The organism is Vitreimonas sp. (assembly GCF_035627415.1).
Taxonomy (GTDB): domain Bacteria; phylum Pseudomonadota; class Alphaproteobacteria; order Caulobacterales; family Aquidulcibacteraceae; genus Vitreimonas.
This window is the reverse complement of the sequence record NZ_DASPLU010000008.1, coordinates 1-23,531: the sequence shown is the minus strand read 5'-3', so window position 1 is coordinate 23,531 and position 23,531 is coordinate 1. Positions and strand designations below refer to the sequence as shown.

Sequence of the window (23,531 nt, the reverse complement as noted above, 5' to 3'; positions counted from 1 at the left end):
AGAGGAGGAATTACAATGACCGCCTACGTTCTTGTTCTGGCAGAGCCGCGAAGCGACAAGTCGGAAGAGCTTGCGCAATATGCAAAGGCCACCGAGCCCTTGCGCGAAGCGGCGGGCGGAAAGGTGGTGTTCCGCGGCCCGGTCGCCCGAACGATCGCTGGCGGCGATTCTCCAGCCATGGGCATCATTCTCGAGTTTCCCGATGCGGCGGCGGCCGCGAGCTTTTTCGACAACGACGCCTACAGGGCGCTGACGCCGCTGCGCGATGAGAGCTTTCGGCGGCTGCAGATTCTCATTCTCGGCTAGAGGCGCGAGCGCGGCAATGACGCCGCCCGCTCATATCTGACGTCCACATCACGGACACGGCAGACCAACGATGGGAGTGGTCTTGCGCCAGGGCGGACCGCCGCGCGCACGCCCAGAGCCGAAAGAGACGGCATCGCCAAGCTCAAGGATGACCAACCGCGCATTACGCGCGATGCAGGGATCGTACGCGACACGATCGCTGCGATCGAAGCCATCGGCGGCGGCGTCACCCTATCGATCGTCAGGAGAACGGAGGCCACTTCCTGCTTCTCGACGGGTATGTCCGCTACATGGTCATGCGAGAAAACGGCGAGGATGCGATCGCCTGCCTCGTCTCAGACGACGACGAGGCCTTCACCTACAAGCGGGTCAACCTTCTGGCGACCGCTGATCCATCGGAAGACAGGCAACATCCGGGCAGTTCAACTGCTTCTCGGGCATGAAAAGCTGGACAGCACGGTTCGGTACGTGGGCGTGGAAGTGGAGGACGCCTCGTCATTGCTGAGGGTATCGACGCCTAGCTGATGCCGGCCGGGTTAGGAGACGGTCGACCACAAGCGGCCATTTAGCCCATCGAGCATGACGTTCTGCCTCGATTCGTGGACGGGATGGGCCCGCGCGGAAACAAACGACTGATGATCTCACGGCAGCGACTAACGTCCGCGGCAAGAGATGAATGCAAACGCGTTTTTCAGAATTCGGCTAGCCGAAACTTGCAAACGACTAGCGCATGCGCCCATCCGCGGCTTTCCATGAGCGTCTGAATGTTGCCTCGCCCCAGCGATAACAGCAGGATGAGGCATGCCGGATTTTTTGGAAATCATGCTGAGGGGCGGGACGGTCACGACCTTCCTGCTGCTCAGTCTGTTCCTCCTGCGCGACGGGGGCGATCGAACTTTGGCGCGCCTCGGGGCGCTGTTCTGCCTCAGCACCGGTTGGTGGGCGTTGAATACCACGCCGTTCGTCCCGTGGAGCTTCACCTGGGCGCTGCCGCTGTGGGTGCTCTCACACGGCAAGTACGCGGCCTTCTGGCTCTTTTCCCGCGCGCTGTTCGAGGACGGCTTCCGCCTCAAGCCGCTGGATTGGGCTGTTTGGGGCGGAACGGTTGTCTTGGGGAGCGTATGGCACCTGGGCGGCGCATTCGGACTGTCGACCGACTGGCTCGGAATTCCTCGCCAGACGGCTCACATCGTTCTCGCCGCCTCGGCGGCCTGGATCGCCTGGAAGGGACGCGGCGGCGACCTTATCGAGCCCCGCCGGCGCGCCCGCATCGCCTATGTGCTGCTGTGCAGCCTGCTCATGATCGGCGTCACCGCTTCGTACATCGCGCCAGGCGTGCCGGGGCAGTTCGTCTCGGACTTCAACGTCCTCAGGATGTTTGTCATGGCGGTGGGCATGGCCTTGCTGGTCTCGGGGCTACGGTCGGAGGAGATGTTCTCGGCGCCCATCGAAACGGTGGCGCCTGCGACGGCGGAGAACGGCAGCGTTGTGGTCTGCACCGATCCGGCGGAAGGCCGGCTGCTCACGAGACTGCAGCGGCTGATGGAGGAGGAGCGCGTCTATCGCGAGGCGGGACTGACCATCGGCGCCCTCGCCGCTCATGTCGGCGCGCCGGAATATGCGTTACGGCGGCTGATCAACGGGCGCCTCGGCTACCGCAACTTCAACGCGTATTTGAACGCATGGCGTTTGGCCGACGCGAAAACAGCGTTGCGTGATCCGGCGCAACGCGAGGTGCCGATCTCGACCATTGCGCTTGACGCCGGCTTCAGTTCGCTCGGTCCCTTCAACCGCGCATTCAAGACCGCCGAGGGTGTCACCCCGACGGAGTACCGCGATGGCGCCCGTATAGCGCAGCAAAAAGCTTCGCCGATCGTAAGATCCGCCTAGCCATGGCAACTGGCTGGTGGCCGTAAACATCGGTGCGGTTTGCTGAGCCTTGACCCGCCATTGGGTGCGTCGTGTATCAACTGAAGCGCTAGGCGAGCTCAGCGGCGACGCCGTGCAGGTCCGATGAGGATGAAGCTTGCCTGACTTTCTCGAAGTCGCGCTGCGCGGCGGGGCGGCCACAACCTTCCTACTTTTGACGCTGATCCTGCTGCGCGACGGGCGCAATCCTACGCTGGCGCGGCTGGGCGCGCTGTTCTGCGTCTGCAGTATTTATTGGTCGCTGAACACGCCTGAGCTCAGGTCCCTGGTGACCTGGTGGGCGCTGCCGCTGGTGGCGGTTGCATACGGCGCCGCAGCGGCGTTCTGGCTGTTCTCGCGCGCGCTTTTCGATGAAGGCTTCAGGATGAAGCTGTTCGATTGGGCGATCCTGATAGGGATGATGGTGCTGGGCGGCGTATGGATCACTTCGGGTGCGCTTGGCGGCATGCCCGACCCGTTTCAGCTGTCACATAATGCGGCGCAGATCGTTCTTGCCGCGGCCGCGGCTTGGGTCGCCTGGAGGGGGCGTGGGGCCGACTTGGTGGAGCCTCGCAGACGCGCGCGGATCGCCTTCGTCATCCTCAGCAGCCTATTCATGATCGGCATCACGCTCTCCTACATCGCGCCAGGCAGAACCCCGCCCATCATTGTCGATCTGAATGTCATCAGGCTCTTCGTGATGGGGATTGGGCTGGCGCTCCTGGTTTCGGGTCTGCGTTCGGAAGAGATGTTCTCCACAAGCGGTGACGCAATAGCACCAGCCGCTAGTGAGGCTAGCGCTTTGGTCGGTTGTGCCGATCCGGCCGAAGCGCGTCTGCTGAGCACGCTGCAGCGCCTGATGGCGGAGGACCGCGTCTACAGAGAGGCCGGGCTGACAATCGGCGCTCTCGCCACAGCAGCTTCCGCGCCGGAATACGTCATGCGCCGGCTGATCAACGGGCGGCTCGGGTACCGGAACTTCAACAACTACCTGAACGAATGGCGGTTGGCGGACGCCAAAGCGGCGCTGAGCGATCCGGCGCAGCGCGGCGTGCCCATATCGACCATAGCCCTGGATGCAGGCTTCAGCTCCCTCGGTCCGTTCAATCGGGCGTTCAAGGCCGCCGAGGGCGTGACCCCAAGTGAGTACCGTGACCGAGCCCAGGCGCCGCAAGCTGCAAAAGGCTCGCCGATTGTGAAATCCGCCTAGCCGATTTCGAAAAGCGGCGCGCAGAGAGGGCATTCGCTCCTTATTCGATAAGGCTCCTCATCGGGAGCTTCGTCCGTGCGCATTGCTTTGTTTCTTGTCGCGCTGTTGTTTGCCGCGCCTGCGTTCGCTCAGTCTGGCGCGCGGAGGGTCGAGACATCGCTGCACGCCTCGCGCGCAGCGGTTGCGCCGGGAGAAACGTTCACGGTGGTCCTGCGTCAGCAGATCGCCGAGCACTGGCACACCTACTGGCGAAACCCGGGCGCGGCGGGTGAAGCGGCTGACATCACCTGGTCGCTCCCGGCTGGTTTCACGGCGGGCCCGATCCAGTGGCCGGCGCCTGAGCCGATCCTTGCCGCCGGCCTCGTCAATTACGGCTATTCCGGCGAAGTGCTGCTGCCGGTCGAGATGCGGGTGGCCGAAGACGTACGGCCGGGCGATAGGGCGCAGCTCTCCGCCGACGTTTATCTGGTCGTCTGCTCCGAAGACACGTGCGTTCCGGAAGAGAGCGCCATCGCGCTCTCGCTCCCAGTCGCCGCGCAGGGCCGCGACGATCCGGAGTGGGGCCCCCGCATCGCTGAAACACTGAGCAGGATTCCGAGCCGGGACGAAGGCGTCACGACACGCATCACCGCCGGAGCGCCCCTGGTGCTGAGCGTCGCCATGGTGGGCGCACGCGAGCCTTACTTCTTCGCTTTCGACCGCGATCTCATCGACTACGCTGAAAACCAGAGCGCTAGCCTTGGGGCGGAAGGCTTCAGCATCACGCTGCCGCCCGGTGCGGCGGCGGCAGAAGGGCCGCTGCAAGGCTTGCTGACGTACACAGATGCGAGCGGCGCGCGCCGCGCCGTTGAGATCAGCGCCGCGCCCGGGCCGGTGCTGCCAGGAACCGGGGCCCAGGCGCCGCAGGCGAGCGGCGCGCCTCTGGACGCCACTGCCATCATCGCCGCGGTCGCACTCGCTTTCCTTGGCGGGCTCATCCTCAACATCATGCCGTGCGTACTGCCAGTGCTTTCGATGAAGGCGCTCGCGTTCGCCGGCGGCGCCCACACCGGCGAGGCGCGGCGGCACGGCGTCTTCTATTTCGCCGGCGTCATCGCGACGTTCCTCGCACTCGCCGGCGTTCTGATCGGGCTGCGCCAAGCGGGCGAAGCAGTCGGCTGGGGTTTCCAGCTGCAGGCGCCATGGGTGACGGCCGTGCTCGCGCTGCTCTTCTTCGCCATCGGCCTCAACTTGGTTGGCGTCTTCAGCATCAACGGGCCGGCGAACGCCGGCGCCAGTCTGGCCTCGCGCGGCGGCGATGCTGGCGCGTTCTTCACCGGCGCGCTCGCGGTGATCGCGGCGACGCCATGCACTGCCCCTTTCATGGCGGGCGCGATTGGCGTTGCGGTCACGCAAACGGCGGCGACGACGCTGCTGATCTTCGCCGCGCTGGCGCTGGGCTTCGCATTACCACTGACGGCGCTGCACTTTGCGCCGAGCCTGCAACGACTCGTCCCCAAGCCTGGAGCGTGGATGGAGCGGGTGAAGAACCTACTGGCGTTTCCGATGTTCGCGACCGCGGTCTGGCTTGCCTGGGTCATGGCCGCGCAAACAGGACCGTTGGGCGTCTTGGCGCTGCTCAGCTTTGCGACCGCGCTCGCGTTCGTTTTCTTCGTCGCGCGCTGGGGACGCGTCTGGCTCATCGCCGGCGCTGCACTCATAGCGCTCACCGGCGCCGTGATGTGGCGGCCGATGCTTGGGATCGAAAGCACGGCGACGCTCGTGTCCGAGCCTTGGAGTCCTGCGCGCGTCGCGGGATTGCGCGGCGAGGGCCGGGCCATGTTCGTCAACTTCACCGCCGCCTGGTGCGTCACCTGCAAAGTGAACGAAGCGGCCGCCTTTACGCCGCGCGTGGCGCAGGCGTTCGCGAACAGCGATGTCGCTTATCTCGAGGCCGACTGGACCAATCGCGACGACACGATCGCCGCGGCCCTGGCCGAGCACGGCCGTGCTGGCGTCCCTCTCTATCTCTATTACCCGCCGCAGGGCGAGCCGCGGATTTTGGCGCAGCTTCTTAGCGAAGACATCATTCTGGAAACCCTGGAAGGAGAAGTGCAATGACTAAGCTCACGAAGCGCAACTTGCTTATCGGCGCCGCCGCGGTGGCTGTCGCCGTCACTGCTGGCGTCACATTCACAGGCGCTGCTTCGGCGGTCGAAACCGGCGCCGCGGCGCCCGCCTTCTCGGTGCGGGATGCAAATGGCGCGACGCGCACGCTCTCGGAATTCAGCGGCCGCACCGTCGTGCTCGAATGGACCAATTCCGGCTGCCCTTATGTGCGCAAGCACTATGACAGCGGCAACATGCAAACGCTGCAGCGCGAGGCGACGGCTGGCGGCGTGGTGTGGCTGCAGGTGATTTCGTCGGCCCCCGGCGAGCAAGGCCATCTCGACGGTCCCGGCGCGCTGGCGCGTGTGCGCACCGACAACGCCGCGCCCACCGCAACGTTGCTGGATCCCACTGGCGCGATGGGCCGGGCTTACGGGGCGACCAATACGCCGCAGATGTTCATCATCGGCGGGGATGGACGCGTGCTCTATCAAGGCGCGATCGATGACCGCCCGTCCGCGCGCCCGCAATCGTTGGAGGGCGCGAACAATTATGTGCGCGCAGCGCTCCGGGATATCGCGGCGGGCCGGCGGGTGCAGGTCGCGGAGACGACGCCTTACGGCTGCACGGTGAAATACGGCTAGAGGCTGAGGCTCGCATCTTATGGAGTAGGGGGCGCCGGCTGGCGCGCCCAGGGATCGTGCGACGTCATCGTCCTGATGGACGGTGACGTCGCCATTTTGCGCGCAGGCATAGGTGCTCGTGGCAACGTTCTAGCTGTAACCGCAACGGACATTGCGCCGCCGTCACAGCATGAGCTGCGCGCGTGGGGAGGAGCGCAAACGCGGATACAGAAAAGGCGGCTCGCCGAATGTGAAATGGGCCTAGCCGTTTTCGAAACCCGGCGCGCGCGCGGCGCCATTCTCTCATTTGGTGAGGCGACATCTTCGTCATCAGGGGATTCGCCTTGTTTCAGTTCAATGTTCGCCGCCGTCGCGGTTTCAACTCGAGCGCCGCCGCTGCGGCGCTGCTATGCCTCTCGTCCGGCGCCGCGCACGCCCAGCGCGTGGATGAAAATGCGGTGCGGTCGGCCGAGGACGCGTTCGGCGCCAGCGTCGGCAATGAGCGCATTGGTCTCTATAGCGACGTCGATGCGCGCGGCTTCAGCCCGGTAGCCGCCGGCAATATCCGCCTTGAAGGGCTCTATATCGACAACCCGATCGGCTTTTCCGGTCGACTGGTTTCGGGCTCCACTTTGCGTGTCGGCATTACCGCGCAAGGCTATCCGTTTCCAGCTCCGACAGGGCTCTCCGATTACGCCCTACGGTCGGTTGGCGACGAGAGCGTGGTGAGCGTCAATGGCAGCGTCGGACCCTTCGGCGGCCATGCTCTCAGTGTGGACATGCAGCAGCCATTTCGGGATGGGGACCTGAGCTTCGCCGGCGGAGTCGCCTATCGCCGCGACGAGCCGACGCCGGGCGCGGCCGACGAAATCTATGCGGCTGGCGGCGTCTTGCACTGGCAAGCGAGCGAGCGGCTCGTGATCCAGCCTTTCTTTGCAGTGTTCGATCTTCCGAGCCTGCGGTCGACGCCGCTCGTATTTACCGACGGCGCAAGTGCGCCGCCCGAGTCACCGGCGCGCAATCTCAGTCCCGATTGGGTTTGGAGCAGGTCGTTCCGGCCGCTCTATGGGACGATCGCGAACTTCGAACTCTCCGACTCATGGACGCTGCGGGCGGGGCTCTTCCGGGTCGAGAACGAAACCGAACGCCAGCGCACCGCGCTGTTGCGAAACACGCAAGCCGACGGTTCGCTCGACATGTTTGTCGCCGCCAGTCAGGAGCAAAGCTTCGGCTCCACGTCAGGCGAACTGCGCGCCACGTGGAGCGGAGACGAGGGGCCGCGCCGGCATGCGCTGCATCTCTCGGTGCGCGGCCGCGCCGCCGATCGCACCTACGGCGGAGGCGTGAGCGTGCCGCTAGGGCCCTCCAATCTTTATGAGGACGTGCCCGATTTACCTGAGCCGGTGATCGCGTTCGGTCCGCAAAGCCAAGACGAGGTGCGCCAGACGACACTTGGCGTCGCCTATCAGGGCGTCTGGACCGGCGTCGGCGAGGTGCGGCTCGGCGTGCAGCGCGCAAACTATGAGAAGACAGTCATCGCGCCGAGCGCACCTGTTATCGTCTCCACTGACGAGCCATGGCTCTATGACGCCGCGCTCGCCGTGCCGATCACCAGCCGCCTCTCGGCATATGCCGGCTACACAGTCGGGCTTGAGGAGAGTCCGGTGGCGCCGGAGAACGCCGTCAACCGCAACGAAGCGCCGCCGGCGCTGCGCACCAGCCAGCGCGATGCAGGCATACGCTATCGCGTGACGCCAGACATGACGCTCGTGGCTGGCGTGTTCGAGGTCGCCAAGCCTTACTTCAATCTTGATCCAGCGCAGGTCTATCGCGAACTTGGCGAGGTGAGTCACCGAGGCGTGGAGCTCTCGCTCGCGGGCCGCCCGATGGAAGGGCTGACCCTGATCGCGGGCGCGGTGCTGCTGGACGGCGAGGTCAGCGGCGAGCTTGTCGACCTCGGGCTGATCGGGCCGCGTCCTGTCGGCCAGACCGAACGGCAGCTGCGCTTGAACCTCGATTACGCGCTGCCGTGGAATCGCGATCTGTCGGTGGACTTGGCGGTACTCAGTACCGGGGATCGCGCGGCGAGCAGCGCGCCGCAGCCTTCGCTCGGTGACGCGCAATTCACGCAGCCGGGCCGGACCACGCTCGATCTCGGCGCGCGCTGGAGGTTTGGGATCGGCGATGCGCGTGCGGTAGCGCGGCTGCTGGTGCAGAACGTCACTGACAATCGCGAGTGGGACGTTGGTTCGAACGGCGCTTTTACCATGAGCAGCCCAAGGCGCGTGTCCTTGTCGGTGACAGCGGATTTCTGAACCGCTCGTCGGCTTGCGAAGTCGGAGCGTTGAGACCGGTGACCGGCCCCGCGTAGCGCGACTTGTGCGCGAGCGGCGCTGGCCTCTGTGTGTCCACTGCCGCGTACGCCCTTGGCGAGAAGCCGCGCCGCGCACGTCGGCTTTCGGACGCATATAGGTCGACGACCGCTACTGGAATGTCGCGCTCTCGCCCGTGGTCGCGTCGACCGCACATGCCTCCGTCTAGATGCGCACGATCGTCCCCACGCGGCGAACGCTGCGACGCAACCCGCCGTCAGGAGGCGAGCCCCTGTCGCGAGGCGCAGCGGCGGTCTTCTTGCAAGAAGCGCTTGAAAGACCGCGTCACGGGATCGGGATTTGTCGAGGCGCACAAGCACACCACGCTCTGCAACGCCAGATCTGAAATCGTGAGATAACTTAGACCGGTGTTGCAAAGCCGTTCAATCGAAGCGGGAACCAGCGCCGATCCTGCGCCGGCGCGCACCAATCCCACAATGGCCAGCCACTCGCGGGCTTCTTGAACAACGTTCAATCTATTGCCTGCAGCTTCGGCTATGGTGCGGATATCGCGGTGAAGATCCGGGTCGAGGTGTTCTGGAAAGCACACCAACTTGTTCATCGAAAGGTCGGCTAACGATAACTCCGCACAATGGGCTAAAGCGTGGTCTCGCGGTACGGCCAGTCGCCATGGTTCTTCGTATAGGACCTCTAGCACAACATCCTTGTCGGCGATCGGCTTTGATCTAACGAAGCCGAGGCTCAGCTCCCCGCTCCGAACTTTATCGATCTGCTCTCTGCTGCCGATGTCAAAGAGGTCGACCCGCACATTGGCGAAGCGCTCGCGAAAACGAACGATCTGTTCGGGAATGTCCGTTGCAAGGATCCAGGTCGGAAAACCGAGCAGCAACGCTCCATCGATGCCGTTACTGCGATCCTCAATGAGCCGCACGCCGCTGTCGACGCGTGTCAGCGCTGACTGAAAGTAGGGTAGGATCGCTTCACCATCGGGGGTCAGTCTAACCTCCGGGCGCCGCTCAACGAGCTGCGTCCCCAATAGGTCTTCGATGCGGCGCAGTAAGACGCTGACCCTGGGCTGGCTCACACCCAGACGTCGCGCTGCGAGCCCGAAATGCCGTTCCTCCGCCAGCGCCACAAAGACGGCGATGTGCCGGATTTCGATCATACGAAAACGAGATGAGTTCATTCGCGATTATCCGTTGGACGCTTGCCGGCGCGCCGCCATAGTCGCGACGTTCACGCGGATGATGCGGCGGTGTCACCGCAATTTCGACCGATGGAGGACGAGTGTCGGCGCGCATCTTGTTCGCACTTGCGATAGTGCTAGTTGCCGGTTGCACGAGCGCTGGTTCGAGCGGCCGCGCGAGGCTTGCTGAAGACCGGCCCGTGGTTGCGGGGGAGCTTGGCCGCTCGATTGATGCGGTAGCAAGCCGCTACGCCGACTACGGCTACCAGTTTTCGTTGTTGGTGGCGCAAGGCGACGCCATTGTGCTGCAAAGAGCCTATGGGCCTGGCCTAACCACCGCGACCGTCTTCAATGCGGCGTCGATTGGAAAGCAGTTCACGGCGACCGCCATTGTCAAGCTCGCTTCCGAAGGCCGGCTTCAACTCTCTCAACCCCTGACCGACTTTTTTCCTGAAGCGCCTGCCGGCTTCGGCGCAATCACCATCGACCATTTACTAAGTCACACGTCCGGTCTTCGAGACAATTACGACTTCCCGGAGGGTTTCGCGACCTCCGCCGAACTCAAGCGCTACCTGTTTTCGCAAACGCTGGCGAGCGCGCCCGGTGAGGAATGGAGCTATTGCAATTTCTGTTACAGCCTTTTGGCGCTGGTCGTCGAGCGCGCATCAGGCCGGGAGTTCAAGGACTATCTTCGCACCGAATTGTTTGAGCGGGCGGGACTGGAGAATACCGGGTTTCGCGGCGATACGCGTTGGTCGATTGACCAGCGGCCAATGTCGATCGGCGGCACGCATGTTGAATATCCACGCGTCGACACTTGGGGATTTGGTCTAGGTGGTGGTGGTGTCGTTACCTCGCCAGGGGACCTCTTCCGTTGGGTGCAAGCCCTGCGCGAAGGGCGCATCGTTCCTGAGCAATGGCGCGCTCGCCTAGATGAACCGCTGAAAGACGTATTCGCGGGACTTTCTTACGGTCGCGGCTGGTGGACGCGACATGTCGTCATTGAAGGTCAAGATCATCTCAACATTTGGCACAGCGGCCAAGAGGAGGTCGGCTTCAGCGCTTGGCTCAATCGCTATCCTACTGATGGCGTCGTCACCATCTTCCAAACAAACCAGGCGATTGAAGGAGCGCCGCTCCGGGAGGCGTTCAATTCCGCCGGCGGGCCCTCGGTGTTGGAGCGACTAATCTTCGGTGGCGGCGATGTGAGTTTGCCGCCGCCGGTCATCGAGATCCAAGATTTGGAGCCATTTGTTGGAACCTATCGCGTCGATGTCGCCAATTGGATCGAAGTTCGCGCAAACGCGCCATTCCTCGAGATCATCCCCCACGGCCAGGCCGCCTTCGATGCGCTGCTGCCTTCCGGTGTCGGCGCCCGCGCGCCTACAATACTCGCTGCGGCCACTGCGCATACGCAGGAGATTTTTTCCGAGCTGGCAGTCGGACGACGTGCAGCTCTGGAGCGCTATCGACCGAGCACCGAGCCCATTTCGACAGAACTGACACCGTTCGACGCGTTCGAAGTGCTGGGATCAACCGCGCTGGAACCGATCCGGGATAGTGGGTCTGGCTCGGTCGTGACCTTTGTCCGGGTTCGAAAGGACGGACGCGATCTCCTGTGGCGGATCCATTGGAATGAAGGGGAGGCGGGCGCCGTCTACGAAAGCGCCGCGCCGATATTGCCCGCCTTTCGTGCAATCGGCGCCCGGGAGTTCGCCAACTTCCAGCCGTTCATCCGTGGCTCCGCGTTCGTCCGCTTCAGCGAGTCCGTTGCTCTTCTGGGCTCGGTGCAGGCTCACCGTTCGAACTAGCAAAAGCGAGCTGTCTCACACTGCCGGCGCTTTTGCCGCTGAAGGTCCGCTTAGAGACTCCTTCGCGCCAAAGATCCGAATAGGGGATGAGCGGGCTGGCCGCAGCCTGCTTTGGGCAAGCGCGGTCGCCGTTTGCGAAAACGGGTGCAGAGTAGTGCGCTTAAGCTAGCGGACTAGGTCTCGCCATGCCGATTGACAAACACAACCATGTAAGGCGCGCTTTACATATGCGTCTGGGGCATGTAAGGATCTCCTGACATTGCAGGAGTTGCCTCGCATGAGCAGTCTGACACCCCCGCTTCGACGCTATGTCGCCGTCACGCTGCTATCGTTCGGCGGCTACGCCATCTTGAACGCCGCGGCGATGCTTGGCGCTCTCGATAGCTTGTCGCCCGCGGCGCGCTTCGGCTTTGCCGGGCTTGTCGCCTTACCTATTGCGGTGCAAATCTGGGCAACCCTGGCAGCGATGCGCGACAGCGATGAATACCTGCGCGCGATCATGGCGCGGCGTTTCATCATCGCGGCCGGCGTAGCGTTCGCGGTCTTCTCGACGTGGGGGCTTGCCGAGAGCTATGCAGGGGCGCCGCATGCGCCCGGCTGGCTAGTCTATCCCTTGTTTTGGGCGGTCTACGGCGTCGTCACGCCCTTCGTGCGCAGCTCCGTCTGATGCAGAATCGCTTGCGCAGTTTGCGCGCGGAGTTCGGATGGACCCAAGCCGATCTCGGCGAGCGCGTGGGCGTGTCGCGCCAGGCCATCATCGCGATCGAAGCCGAAAGACACGATCCCTCGCTCGATCTCGCCTTCCGCATCGCTGCGGTGTTTGGGCGAAAGGTGGAGGAGGTCTTCACTAACCCCCACAGATTGAGAAAATCGGAGAAACCGAAATGAGCGCGTCTAGGCCAAGCCGCCGGCAATGTATCGCGCCTGGCGGGGCAATGCTCCCCACGGCGCACGCGCGCTCGTTCGCTGCGCCCCTGGCGATGAGCGAGTACATCGCCGCGGAAGTGTTCGGCGAGGGGGCGATGTCGTCTTCATGCCCGGTTTCGCCTGCGCACGCGATGCGCGGCGCCCAATCGCTGAACGGTTGTCGGACCGCTATCGCGTGCTCCCAACAGGTGCGTGGCTTCGCCGGCCTTGCCCCAAGCAACAAATTCGGGACTCCACCGCGGCCCAAGCCGCGTTACGGCCGGCCTATCTGAAGTCAGCTTCGCCGCGGGCGGCGTGCGCGAGAGCGGCAAGAGGCGCGATGAAGAGCGAGCGTATGAAACCTCCATATCCATCGAGAGAGGTCGACTACGGAACGTCCGTCCAAGGCGTCGGGAATAATCAGACGAACGTTCGTCGGTAGCGTCTTATGATTCTCCAGACGATGCTCCGCCGTCCTCGCCAGAACCCGCGGTCAATACCGCGTCAGATCCTTCCGCAGCCGATCGAGCGTATGCGCCGTGAGCACCCCCGCCAAGCGGTCGAACACTTTCTCTTCGGAAAACTCCTGGCTGCGGCCCAGCGCCTTGACGTAGAGCGCAAGCTCTTGCGGGGCGAGCGTGGGGGCCTGGCTCAGAAGGTCGTTCAGCCGTTCGGACGCGCTCAGGGAGGACGAGAACGCGCCAATCACGGCCAAGATTTCCTCATCCGAGCAGGTTCGCCAGAGGCTAGGCATCGCGAATTGTTCTTCTTTGTCTAGGTGTTGGAGATAGCTCGCTACGATCCGGCACCAGGCGCGATAGAGGCTGAGGCCGCCGTCCGAAGTCGTTGCGCCGAGCATGTCCTCGAACTCGGCCATGTCTGCCTCGACGGAACGGTGCTCGCGCTCGAGTTCGGCGGCGATTTCCGGCGCCCGCTCCTGCAGCAGAGGATGAATATAGCTCTCCTCGTGTTCGCCATGGCGGCGCAGTTCGTCCAGCGTTGTCCGCAAGCGTTCCGTGAGATCGGCGAGGACCGTTGCGTCCTCGCCATCGACCCGGCCAAGCTCGACAGCCAAGCTGAACAGGCGGGCGCGTTGGCCCTTGTGCACGTTGCGATAGAGATCGACGCGGCTCATCAGGACCTCCGATATAATGGTGCATTGTTGTCAAAAGGACAGAATGCTGTCAAGGTGAGCCGCATGAGCAACACAGCGTTCGACCCTTATGCAGTTCTGGTCGCCAGAGTGTTCAAGACGGCTGGCGAAATGCGCCGCACCGGCGACGCGATCGCCGCTGAGGTCGGCCAGACCCAGGCCAGGTGGCAGCTGATCTGGGTCGTATCGCAAAAGACGCAGCCAGTTCCGGACGCGGCGCGCGAGCTTGGCGTGACGCGCCAGAGCGTGCAGCGGCTTGCTGACGAGCTCGCCGAGGAAGGCGTGCTGGAATTCCTCGCCAATCCGCGCCACCAGCGCTCGCCGCTGCTGCGCCTCACCAAACGCGGTGAGGATGTGCTGGCAAGGCTCACCGCCGCGACGCGGCGGCACAATCAAAGAATGGTGCGTATGCTTGGTGCGGAGAGAATCAATGTCACTCGAGACGCACTCGAGCGCATTCTTCGCACCTTACAGGACGCGTGAGCCAGGGAGACCTTCATAAGGTTTGCGGCCGCGAACGGCCTTGCAAGCGGAGAGCGATTTGGACGTCGCTCGCTCGCGCGGGCCGGCTCTCGTGCTTCGCACCGAGCCCCGTTCCGCCTCTCGGCCTTTCGGGCTTCGATCCCTGACCCACGCCCGCGCCTGCTTCGGGGCATATTGCAGACACGAGCGAACCGTTCTGCTCCTTCAGAAAGCGGACATGAGATCGCGCGCACGAGCCGGCCGCCTGTTAATCTTCCGGTAAGCTCCTCCGCCGTTGAGCAAATCTGCAATGTTTCGCCGGTATTCGGCTTCCGATGATGTGGTCAGCCATACGAGAACGCGCCCGGCGGCTGGAAGACTGGCTCATGCAGGGCGCCGACGACGCAGCAGCGCTGCGGCGAGCTAACGAGCATGTCGTCGGCAGCCGGATGGCGCGCTTCGTCCCGGCCGTCGTGAGCGGTGTCGTCTCGATCATCTGGCTTGGCTGGGCGGCGGCGCTGGCCTGGATCGTGCTTGTGATCGGCTTGCAGGTGCTGGTGCTTGAGCCCCTCTACAAACATGTGGGCGAGCCTTGCGTCGAAACCGCGCCAAGACGCTCTGCCTGGATACTTGCCGGCCTCATCAGCATCGGTTGCTCGGCCTACGCCTCGGGCTGGATCTGGACCTGGGTCGTGGGCGACGAGCTCGCCGTCTTCCGCGCCGCACTTTGGTTTGCCGCCACGCTTGTGCACGCGCTAGTTTATTTTGGTTCGAACCGGCTCTTCTTCTTCGCCACGATCTGGCCGGCGCTGGCGGGCGTGCTGATCACGCCCTTCTTCGTCTCCGGACCAAGCTATGCGCCGCTTATTGTCGCGGCGCTTTCGTTACACCTCTTCGCCAACGTCATGACGGCGCGCGCCGACAAGGAAAAGCTCGTCAACAGCGTCGCCGCGTCGAAGGCCGAGAGCGCCGCGGCGCTGGAGGCGAGCCGGGCCAAATCGCAATTCCTCGCCAGCATGAGCCACGAGCTGCGCACGCCACTCAATGCGATTATCGGCTATGCCGAGATGCTGAAAGAGGACGCCGAGGCCGAACAGCGGGCCAAGGATGCGGCCGATTTGACGCGCATTCGCAGTTCCGGGGTGCATCTGCTGCACCTCATCAATGACGTGCTCGATCTCTCGAAGATCGAGGCCGGGCGAATGGAGGCGCGGCTCGAAGAAACCGATCCTGCACTGCTCCTGCGCGAGGCGCTCGATTATGTGCGCGTCATCGCCACCGAAAACGGGACTTCGCTGGATCTCGTCCTCGATCCCTCTCTGCGGCCGATCAACACGGACGGGATCAAGCTGCGCCAGTGCCTGATTAACCTCGCCTCCAACGCCTGCAAGTTCACACACAACGGGCGTGTGGTCATAACGGCGCGGCTAGAAGGGCAAGGTGAGGCCCGCAGTCTGCGGGTAGATGTTGCCGACACAGGCGTCGGTATTTCAGAATCGGCAGTCGAGCGCCTGTTCGAGCCGTTTACGCAGCTCCATGACGACAACCGCTTGCGTCACACGGGCACAGGTCTTGGACTTGCTTTGACGCGCCGGTTGGCGCGTTTGCTCGGCGGCGACGTGACGTTTGTGAGCACGCTCGGCAAGGGTTCGACCTTCAGCTTGCGCGTGGCCGCTCCGGAGATGGCGATAGAAGACGAACCACGCGCATTCTCGCAGGTAGCTTAGCGCGATGGCGAAAGAGGGGCCGCGAGCACGCTCGCGCGGCCCGGCCACATGGCCCCCGGCATCGCTCGCTAACGCGCCGCGGCTGCTTTGGATTAACGTCGATGAAACTGGCCATGTGCTAGGTCAGCCGCTCTGGGGCGAGCATGCGCGGTCTTGAAGGGCTTTCGGTGCTTGTGGTCGACGACCACCCGCAAATGCGCAAGCTCGTGGCCTCGCTCCTGCGCGGTTTCGGCTTCCGCCAGGTGCAGCAAGCCGACACGTGCCAAAAGGCCTGGTCCGTTCTGCAGGCGTCAGCCATTGACCTCGTTCTTCTAGATGCCGGCACATTCGAGCGGGGCGCGGCCGATCTGGTGCAAAAGATCCGCCGCGATCCGCGCGCCCGGCGCCAAGACATTCCTGTGATCTGGATGAGCGCCTTCACCGACAGGCAACGCGTCTTCGCGGCGCGCGATGCGGGAGTTTCTGAACTCCTGGTCAAGCCGATCTCATCCGGTGCGCTCTTCGACAGAATCGTCTGCGTGATTGACAAGCCGCGCCCCTTCGTCAGCGCCACGGTTTATGTCGGGCCCGACAGGCGCCGGCGGCCGCAAACCTTCGCCGGCCGCTGCCGCAGATCGCGTTCCTTCGGTAGGTGAGGCGATGGCCGTGTTCAATGAGCTGCAACGCAAGATCGGCGGGCCCGCATCAAGTCTCGACAGGGGCGCGTTAATCGCGGCAGCAGAGCAAGAACGCCAGGCGCTCATTCCCGAGTTGGAGCACGCGCTCGCCGATGCGCGCCGACGGCTCGTTTCAGCCAGCGGCGACGAAACGCGAGGCGACGACCTCTTCATCGCGGCCAACGAAATCCGGCAACTTGCCGCATGCGCCAATCGGCCGAGCGCGGGACGGCTCGCGCACCTTTTAGCTTCCTATCTGACCCATTGCGCGGACAGAGGAGAAATGGCGGCCGCTCAGGTCACCGTGCCGCTGGTCCGCGCCGTCGATCAATCTTTCGCGGTCACGGAAGGCGATCCGACATTGAAGGCGATCGTCGATGAAAGCGCACGCCTCATTCAACACTTGGGCGCGGCCGGCGATTAAGCGCGCGGCGTATATGTCCTCATCGAATTCCATTGCGAGCAGGCGGCTCGCTCACACTGTGGCTGGCCCGTCATCAGACGTTTGGGTGAGGGGTATCCACGCGCGAACGTGCAAGCCAGTGCTGGCAAAGCGCATATCCACGCGCCCGTCCAATTGCGCGGCGATGGTGCGCTCTATGAGGCGCGTGCCGAACCCTCTCCTTTTCGGCGGCTCCAAAGGCGGGCCATCCATTTCCTTCCAATCGAGTTCGAGCGCGCGATCCAGATCGCCGCCCAGCGACCACATCACTTCAATGCGTCCTCTCTGGTTCGCGAGTGCTCCGTATTTGGCGGCGTTGGTCGCGAGTTCATGGAACGCCAAACTTAAAGCCAGCGCCACGTGCGGGCTCAAGTCGATGTCGGGCCCCTCGAAGCGAAATCTGCTCTCGGCGCCGCCGAACGGCTCCAATTGTTGCGCCAGAAGATCGCGCAACGGCGCGCTCTTGTGACCGGCGGCGAAGAAGGTATGCGCGCGGCTCAAGGCGACAAGCCGTGGCTCGAAGGCCCTTGTAAAGTCCGCGACCGAAGCTGCATTGCGGGCAGTGCTCGCGGCGATCGAGTGGACGGTCGCCAAAATGTTCTTGATCCGGTGGTTTAGCTCTTCAATGAGCAGGCTCTGGCGCGCCTCGGCCTGCTTTCGTGCGCTGATGTCCTCGAAGCAGTTGACCGCGCCGCTGACGCGCCCACTCCCATCCTTGAACGGGGCGATATTGACGAGCACCGTCAGTCTCTCCCCGCTGGGCTGTTCGAGGACGACTTCCTGACTCAGAAACGATTGGCCTGTATGCAGCGCTGCCGCCATCGGACATTGATCGTGCGGCAATAAAGCGCCGTCCATGCCGTAGAGGCGAAAACTGCCGCAGAAACGCTCGCCCGGATCACCGAGCGATGGCGTGCGGCCCCATAAGTGCGCCGCGCGACGGTTGAAGCGGACGAGGCGCCCGTCGCCGGCGCAGAGATAGACCGCCTGCGGCAGCGCATCCAAGGCCGCCTGGTCGAGTGCGGCGAGCGCTCGAAAGCCGGAGGGGCTCTCACCCGCATCGTCATGAGCAAGGGTCATCGATCTCTTTCGCTCTCTTGTCGAGGTTTATGGAATTGAGCCGGCGGCAGGACCTGCCAGTGCGCGTCGCGCCGTTCGAGGGCGCAATTGTGCGCTTCAAGCACATCCTGCATCTGCTGATCGCCGCAGTCCTTGAGGACGTAGCTGCAAAGCGCGACGATGCGCCGGCCGGCGAAACGGTCTGTAACGCTGCGCTCGTAATCCCTGAACGCCGGCCAGCCGTCCGGCGTCATGAAGCTCAGATTGCCGCTGATCCGCAAACCGGCATATCCATCGGCCAAGGCGCGTTCTTCTTCCGCGAGCCACAGATCAGCGAGATCCGCGCCAATTAGTGAACTCGTGTACCAGCGATCGAAGTCGAGTATCCGCAGCGCGCCCGTCTGAATCGCATCGTCGGCGCTATGCCAGGCGGTCCGCAATGCCTGCATCGCTTCACGCGCGGGCAGCGGGCGCGCGGCAATCCAAATGCAGCGCTCGCGAGCGCGCAGTCCGGCCATGATGTAGGGGACAAGCGACGCCAAGAGCTCATCGCGGCCGTTATAGAAGTGGCACGCGTGCGTCCCCCAAGGCACGAGTTCGAGGCCATCAAGGCCCGATTCCGTGAAGTGAGCGTCTGATCGCGTCATCGCAGCACGTCCTTTGTGCTGGTGACGAGGACGCAGGTGCAGCCGGTCTCGCTCCAGACGAGATCATCGCCCGCTCCAGGCGGCCCGTAATTATAGTCGCCCGGATAGAGCTTGCGTTCATCGATCCAGAGTTCGCCGTCGAGCAGGAAGAGCTCCTCAACGCCGGCGTGGGTATGGGGCGGGTAACTCGCGCCTGGGGCCAGCCGCACCAGCATGCTGACGCGCTGGCGGTTCTCGTCCGTGGCGAGCAGCTTACATTCGATACCGGGGGCCACCGCTTCCCAGACTGGCTCGGACCACTCGATCCGGTAAGACGCGATGGGAGCGTTGTCTGTCTCTTCGGCTATGCGAAGCGCCAGGCGCTGCTGCAGCGAGGCGGGCGGCGCCAGCACATCAGTCGGCCAGGCGATGAAATGATTGACCAGCCGCTCAATGCTTTCCAGCTCGCGCTGGCAGTCCGCGCATGAAGCAATGTGAGCTTCGGCAGCCTCCAAATCAGTCTGCGCCAAGGCGCCGAGCGCATAGGCGCAGGTCGACTCGCTCTGCGGACAGGGGTTTGAGGTGGCGCCCATACACACAAAACGACGAATGCGCCGCATTGGATTGGAGCATTCGCAGTCTGACCCCCGTTCAACGGCCGTCGACTGCTTCAGCGCAGGATATCCCTTGTGCTGGTGACGAGGACGCAGGTGCACCCGTTCTCGCTCCAGACGAGGTCATCGCCCGCGCCCGGCTGGCCGTAATTGTAGTCGCCCGGGTAAAGCTTGCGTTCGTCGATCCAGAGTTCGCCGTCGAGCAGGAAGAGCTCCTCAACACCGGAATGGGTGTGCGACGGATAACTTGCCCCAGGCGCGAGGCGCACGAGCATGCTGACGCGCTGGCGGTCCTCATCCGTCGCCAGAAGCTTGCATTCGATGCCGGGCGCCACGTTTTCCCAGTCCGGCTCTGACCAATCTGGCGCCGGGACGGTGGGGAGGGATCCGCCGGTTTCATGCGCGATGCGCTCACTGAGGCGCGCCTGAAGCGCGCTTGGCGGTCGCAGCACATCGGCGGGCCAGCTAACAAGGCGCTCGATAACGGGAAGCATGCTTTGCAGCTCGCGCTGGCAAGAGGCGCAGACGGCGATGTGGGTTTCGGCGGCCGCAGCCTCCGCACGAGGGAGCGCTTGCAATGCGTAGGCGCAGGTAGCTTCGCTTTGCGGACACGGGTTTGTTTCGTAAGTCGTCATGGCGTTTCAGCTTCCGCGGCGAGTGCGTGCCGCAGTTTGAGCAAGGCCGAACGAATGCGCGTCTTGATCGTGCCAAGCGGCTCATTGAGGCGCGCCGCAGCTTCCGCATGCGTAAGTCCGCCAAAGAACGTTGCTTCAATAGCTTGGCGCTCACTCGGCGAGAGTCGCGCCAATGCTGTTCGCAGCCGCTCACCCTCTTGGCGCGTCTCGAGAACATTCTGGGGATCGGCCTGAGGTTCGCCCTCCGGCTCCGTCTCATGGCCGGGCGTGCGCTTCTGTCGATTGTCGAAGCGCAGCCGGTCGAGCGCACGCGAGCGCGCCTGGTTCATAATCCAGCCGAGCACCGTACCGTTTGCGGCGTCATACGCAGATGCGCGCCGCCATACATCGTGGAAGACGTCGATCGTGAGTTCTTCGGCCGTTTCCCGATTAGCCGTGATGCGAAACACATAGGTGAAGACGGGCCGATGCGCTCGCGCGTAGAGGGCGTGGAGCGCGAGCTGATCGCCCGCGGCGACGGCGCTCACCAGGCCCGCCCATTCGTGCTCCAGCACGGGCGGCTTGGATTTAGCGTAAAGGACGTCGCCGAGCGTCGCCGTCGGCGGCTGGGGGCTATTCCCCGCCATGGTCGAGACACCGCTGCACAGGTGGCCAAACTAGCACGATCATCCCCCGATTGCCTCAACTAACCCTGACGGCTCCGCAGGCGAACCAAAACGCCAAAAGCGGGTGGAAAAGTTCCCCCGGCCGGGGGAGCCGCCCCGCGGCGGAGCGGCCTCTTTAGGGAACCGCCGCCCCCCGGAGGCGTTACGTTACGTTTAGGCGGTAGTGTAATTCGGGGGTTTTACCTTGGCCAATATCGAGCCCTTTCCCGGAGCCGGTCCGCTCACGGAGTTGGAGGCCCTTCTCGCCGCCGGCCCAGAAATGCTCGAAGCCATGCCGGGCGGGGTTTATCTCTGCGACGCCCACGGCTGGCTTCTCTGCTACAACTCGGAGGCCGCGGAGATCTGGGGCAGGGCGCCCGACGTCGGCGCTAAAACGGAAAGATATTGCGGATCGCACCAGATCATCGCTGCCGATGGAAGCCGCATCGCGCACGATGACTGCCCGATGGCGCTCGCGGTTTTAAAAGGCGTGACCACGCGCAACGCCGAAGCCATGGTCGAACGGCCCGACGGCTCGCGCCGCTGGGCGCTCGTGAATGTGCGTCCGCTGCGCGATCAGAACGGGGCGGTCCAAGGCGCGATAAACTGCTTCCAGGATATCACCGCCCAGAAAGCGGCCCAGGAAGAGGCCCGGCGCAAGCACGAAGAGCTTGAGGATTTCTTCGAGAACAGCGCGATCGGGCTTCATATCGTCAGCAGCGAAGGCATCATCCTCCGGGCCAACAAGGCCGAACTGGACCTGCTTGGCTATACCGCTGAGGATTATGTCGGTCGCCACATCGCCGAGTTTCACGCTGACGCCCGCTCGATCGGGGAGATTCTTCAGCGTCTGTCATGCGGCGAGAAGCTCGACCGGTATCCAGCGCGCCTGCGGGCCAAGGACGGCACGATTCGGCATGTCCTCATCACGTCCAACAGCCGCTTCGAAAGTGGGCGTTTTGCAAGTACGCGCTGTTTCACGACCGATGTCACCGAGCTTCACGTCGCAGAGACCGCCCGTTGGGAGAGCGAAAGCCGCCTCGCCGCAACCTATGAGGCGGCGACCATCGGTATTACCGAAGCGGATGAAAAGGGGCGTTTGCTGCGCGTGAACGATGCAATTTGCGCCATGCTGGGGCGCGCGAGGGAAGAGCTGCTCGAGATGAGCTTCTTCGACTACACGCACGAGGACGATCGCGCCGCGGACGCCGAGCAATACGCCCGTCAGATCAAGGGCGAGATCGATAGCTACGTCATCCGCAAGCGCGCGCGCACCGCAAGCGGGGCAATCATCTATCTCGATGTCCACAGTTCATCAGTGCGCGACGCGACCGGCAAATTCCGCCACGGCGTGCGCGTGCTTCAGGACGTCAGTCAAGCCAAGCGGATGGAGGATCAGCTTCGCGCTAGTGAACGGCATCTGCGTGATATTCTCGAGGCGCTGCCGGCCGCCGTCTATCAAACGGACGCCCAGGGGCGCATTACCTTCTACAACAAGGCATCCATCGAAATGTCCGGCCGCACGCCAAAAGAGGGCGATCAGTGGTGCGTGACCTGGCGGCTTTATCATGCCGATGGAACGCCCTTGGCGCACGAAGACTGCCCGATGGCGATCGCACTCAAGGAAAACAGGGCCGTGCGCGGCGCCGAAGCCGTCGCCGAGCGGCCCGACGGTTCACGCGTGCCGTTCATTCCGTTCCCGACGCCGCTGCACGACGCCCAGGGCCGTCTCATCGGCGCCATCAACATGCTGGTGGACATCACCGATCGCAAAGAAGCAGAGCAACGCCAGAAGACTTTGATCGACGAGCTCAACCATCGCGTGAAAAATACGCTCGCGACCGTGCAGTCCCTGGCGGCTCAGACCGCGCGGCACAGCGCGAGCGTCGAGGACTTCGCCCGCAGCTTTGAAGCGCGGCTAGTTGGTCTCGCGCGGGCGCACGACTTGCTCAGCAGACGTCACTGGCAGAACGCTCCGCTCGATCTGCTAGTGCATGAAATCTTGACCCCATTTGCGCCGCTGGATCGTGCGCACATCATAGGCGAGGCATTGGCCGTTCGTCCCCGCGCGGCGCTCGGGCTCACCATGGCCGTGAATGAACTCGCGACCAACGCTATGAAATACGGCGCCCTTTCAACGGAGAGCGGCGAACTCATCATCGAGTGGGACATTGTCGAAGATGCAGACGGACCGGCTCTTAGATTGGACTGGCAGGAACGCGGCGGCCCGCCGGCGATCACGCCAGTGCGAACGGGTTTCGGCACGCGCCTCATGCGTCGCTCTATCGAGGGCGATTTGGGAGGCAAGCTCGAACTCGCTTTTGAACCAAGCGGCCTTGTCTGCCGCATACGCATCCCGATGACGAGCCTGCGTGAGGGATGAGGCGGCTCGCAGGACTAAAGGCGCTCCTCGTCGAGGACGAAGCCGCTGTCGCGCTTCTCCTCGAAGACATGCTGCTGGATCTCGGCTGCGAGATCGTCGCTTCGGCTGCGAACCTCGTCGCCGCATGCCGTTGCGCCGCGGAGGCGGCGTGCGATTTTGCTTTGTTGGACGTCAACTTGGCCGGTCAACAGGTGTTTCCCGCAGCGGAAATTCTAGAACGGCGCGGAATCCCCTTTGTGTTCAGCACGGGCTATGGCGTCGCCGGGCTGCCGGAGGCTTTCCGCAATCGACCTACACTGACGAAGCCGTTCATGATCGAGGAACTTGAACAGAAAATCAGAACAGCGTTGGACGCGGGCTAGGGCGCGTGGCGTCTACGACTCCGCTCACGCTAGTTCCTGCGGTCCGGAACTCGCGGAGCGTCCCCGGCGTTAGGTGAGGTTGGGCACGGGTGCGTGGGATGTCCCTGGCGGGCGTTATATCGGCCGATCATTGGGGGAGCGGCGATCCGCTCTTGGCGGCCCTCGACATGGTCGAGGACGGCGCCAGTTTGTCGACGCCCGAAGGCATCATCGTCTATGTGAACGCCGCCGAACAACGTCTCTTCGGTTACGAACGAGACGAACTCCTCGGTCAGCACGTCTCGGTTCAAAACGCCTACTCGCCGGAGGCCAACGCCCGCATCGTCGCCGCGGTAATGGCGGCGTTGCGAGAAAAGGGGCAGTGGCGCGGCGAGTGGTTCAACCGCCGCAAGGATGG

General features: G+C 63.7%; 23 protein-coding genes. 16 read left to right on the top strand and 7 right to left on the bottom strand.

Going from position 1 to position 23,531, the window contains the following annotated elements:
* Nucleotides 1–15 precede the first annotated feature (15 nt).
* The 6 genes from VEA80_RS05565 (at nucleotide 16) to VEA80_RS05540 (ending at nucleotide 8,450) form a co-directional block, all read left to right on the top strand.
* Nucleotides 16–306 (top strand): DUF1330 domain-containing protein, encoded by a 291-nt coding sequence (locus tag VEA80_RS05565; RefSeq protein ID WP_325059708.1) that lies wholly within the window; start codon nucleotides 16–18, stop codon nucleotides 304–306.
* 822 nt (nucleotides 307–1,128) lie between these two features.
* Nucleotides 1,129–2,196, top strand: coding sequence for an AraC family transcriptional regulator (locus VEA80_RS05560; RefSeq protein ID WP_325059718.1), 1,068 nt, complete (start codon nucleotides 1,129–1,131; stop codon nucleotides 2,194–2,196).
* Nucleotides 2,197–2,389: 193 nt separating this feature from the next.
* Nucleotides 2,390–3,424: a helix-turn-helix domain-containing protein gene (locus VEA80_RS05555; protein ID WP_325059707.1), complete on the top strand. Its 1,035-nt coding sequence runs from the start codon at nucleotides 2,390–2,392 to the stop codon at nucleotides 3,422–3,424.
* A 75-nt stretch (nucleotides 3,425–3,499) separates the two neighbouring features.
* Nucleotides 3,500–5,524, top strand: coding sequence for a protein-disulfide reductase DsbD family protein (locus VEA80_RS05550; RefSeq protein WP_325059706.1), 2,025 nt, complete (start codon nucleotides 3,500–3,502; stop codon nucleotides 5,522–5,524).
* Nucleotides 5,521–6,156: a thioredoxin family protein gene (locus VEA80_RS05545; protein WP_325059705.1), complete on the top strand. Its 636-nt coding sequence runs from the start codon at nucleotides 5,521–5,523 to the stop codon at nucleotides 6,154–6,156. Before VEA80_RS05550 ends, VEA80_RS05545 begins: the two co-directional genes overlap by 4 nt.
* Before the next feature lie 323 nt (nucleotides 6,157–6,479).
* Complete coding sequence (locus VEA80_RS05540; RefSeq protein WP_325059704.1) at nucleotides 6,480–8,450, top strand: TonB-dependent receptor domain-containing protein; 1,971 nt, start codon at nucleotides 6,480–6,482, stop codon at nucleotides 8,448–8,450.
* A gap of 274 nt (nucleotides 8,451–8,724) precedes the next feature.
* Here the strand turns inward: VEA80_RS05540 and VEA80_RS05535 are convergent, their stop codons facing one another.
* Entirely contained in the window at nucleotides 8,725–9,654 is a 930-nt protein-coding gene (locus VEA80_RS05535; protein ID WP_325059703.1) for a LysR family transcriptional regulator, read from the bottom strand.
* A 101-nt stretch (nucleotides 9,655–9,755) separates the two neighbouring features.
* Between VEA80_RS05535 and VEA80_RS05530 the strand changes: the two genes are divergently transcribed.
* The 3 genes from VEA80_RS05530 (at nucleotide 9,756) to VEA80_RS05520 (ending at nucleotide 12,353) form a co-directional block, all read left to right on the top strand.
* Nucleotides 9,756–11,465, top strand: coding sequence for a serine hydrolase domain-containing protein (locus tag VEA80_RS05530; protein ID WP_325059702.1), 1,710 nt, complete (start codon nucleotides 9,756–9,758; stop codon nucleotides 11,463–11,465).
* Between the two features lie 277 nt (nucleotides 11,466–11,742).
* Nucleotides 11,743–12,132: a hypothetical protein gene (locus tag VEA80_RS05525; protein WP_325059701.1), complete on the top strand. Its 390-nt coding sequence runs from the start codon at nucleotides 11,743–11,745 to the stop codon at nucleotides 12,130–12,132.
* Nucleotides 12,132–12,353 (top strand): helix-turn-helix transcriptional regulator, encoded by a 222-nt coding sequence (locus VEA80_RS05520; protein WP_349257215.1) that lies wholly within the window; start codon nucleotides 12,132–12,134, stop codon nucleotides 12,351–12,353. The genes VEA80_RS05525 and VEA80_RS05520 overlap by 1 nt, the downstream gene beginning before the upstream one ends.
* 511 nt (nucleotides 12,354–12,864) lie before the next feature.
* Here the strand turns inward: VEA80_RS05520 and VEA80_RS05515 are convergent.
* Complete coding sequence (locus VEA80_RS05515) at nucleotides 12,865–13,506, bottom strand: hemerythrin domain-containing protein (RefSeq protein WP_325059700.1); 642 nt, start codon at nucleotides 13,504–13,506, stop codon at nucleotides 12,865–12,867.
* Between the two features lie 63 nt (nucleotides 13,507–13,569).
* Here VEA80_RS05515 and VEA80_RS05510 point away from each other — a divergent pair, with 63 nt between their 5' ends.
* The 4 genes from VEA80_RS05510 (at nucleotide 13,570) to VEA80_RS05495 (ending at nucleotide 16,793) form a co-directional block, all read left to right on the top strand.
* On the top strand, nucleotides 13,570–14,007 hold the full coding sequence (locus VEA80_RS05510; protein WP_414731494.1) for a MarR family winged helix-turn-helix transcriptional regulator: 438 nt from the start codon (nucleotides 13,570–13,572) through the stop codon (nucleotides 14,005–14,007).
* 365 nt (nucleotides 14,008–14,372) lie between these two features.
* Nucleotides 14,373–15,713 (top strand): sensor histidine kinase, encoded by a 1,341-nt coding sequence (locus tag VEA80_RS05505; RefSeq protein ID WP_325059698.1) that lies wholly within the window; start codon nucleotides 14,373–14,375, stop codon nucleotides 15,711–15,713.
* A 143-nt stretch (nucleotides 15,714–15,856) separates the two neighbouring features.
* Nucleotides 15,857–16,348, top strand: coding sequence for a response regulator (locus VEA80_RS05500; protein ID WP_325059697.1), 492 nt, complete (start codon nucleotides 15,857–15,859; stop codon nucleotides 16,346–16,348).
* A gap of 4 nt (nucleotides 16,349–16,352) precedes the next feature.
* Nucleotides 16,353–16,793, top strand: a complete 441-nt coding sequence (locus VEA80_RS05495; protein ID WP_325059696.1) for a hypothetical protein — start codon at nucleotides 16,353–16,355, stop codon at nucleotides 16,791–16,793.
* 51 nt (nucleotides 16,794–16,844) lie between these two features.
* Here VEA80_RS05495 and VEA80_RS05490 read toward each other — a convergent pair whose 3' ends face one another.
* From VEA80_RS05490 to VEA80_RS05470, 5 genes are all read right to left on the bottom strand, one after another.
* Nucleotides 16,845–17,891, bottom strand: coding sequence for a sensor histidine kinase (locus VEA80_RS05490; protein ID WP_325059695.1), 1,047 nt, complete (start codon nucleotides 17,889–17,891; stop codon nucleotides 16,845–16,847).
* Entirely contained in the window at nucleotides 17,888–18,517 is a 630-nt protein-coding gene (locus VEA80_RS05485) for an MEDS domain-containing protein (RefSeq protein ID WP_325059694.1), read from the bottom strand. Before VEA80_RS05485 ends, VEA80_RS05490 begins: the two co-directional genes overlap by 4 nt.
* The gene (locus VEA80_RS05480; RefSeq protein ID WP_325059693.1) at nucleotides 18,514–19,089 is read right to left on the bottom strand and encodes a cupin domain-containing protein; all 576 of its coding nucleotides are present in this window, start codon (nucleotides 19,087–19,089) and stop codon (nucleotides 18,514–18,516) included. Before VEA80_RS05480 ends, VEA80_RS05485 begins: the two co-directional genes overlap by 4 nt.
* A gap of 77 nt (nucleotides 19,090–19,166) precedes the next feature.
* A complete protein-coding gene (locus VEA80_RS05475) occupies nucleotides 19,167–19,604 on the bottom strand; it encodes a cupin domain-containing protein (RefSeq protein ID WP_325059692.1) in 438 nt (145 codons plus the stop codon).
* Between the two features lie 137 nt (nucleotides 19,605–19,741).
* Complete coding sequence (locus tag VEA80_RS05470) at nucleotides 19,742–20,371, bottom strand: RNA polymerase sigma factor (RefSeq protein ID WP_325059691.1); 630 nt, start codon at nucleotides 20,369–20,371, stop codon at nucleotides 19,742–19,744.
* Nucleotides 20,372–20,594: 223 nt separating this feature from the next.
* On the opposite strand from VEA80_RS05470, the gene VEA80_RS05465 reads away from it, so the two are divergent.
* The 3 genes from VEA80_RS05465 to VEA80_RS05455 form a co-directional block, all read left to right on the top strand.
* Complete coding sequence (locus tag VEA80_RS05465) at nucleotides 20,595–22,772, top strand: PAS domain S-box protein (protein WP_325059690.1); 2,178 nt, start codon at nucleotides 20,595–20,597, stop codon at nucleotides 22,770–22,772.
* Nucleotides 22,769–23,134 (top strand): response regulator, encoded by a 366-nt coding sequence (locus VEA80_RS05460; protein WP_325059689.1) that lies wholly within the window; start codon nucleotides 22,769–22,771, stop codon nucleotides 23,132–23,134. Before VEA80_RS05465 ends, VEA80_RS05460 begins: the two co-directional genes overlap by 4 nt.
* A 98-nt stretch (nucleotides 23,135–23,232) precedes the next feature.
* Nucleotides 23,233–23,531 (top strand): PAS domain-containing protein (locus VEA80_RS05455; RefSeq protein WP_325059688.1); only part of this gene is annotated, 299 nt, incomplete at its 3' end.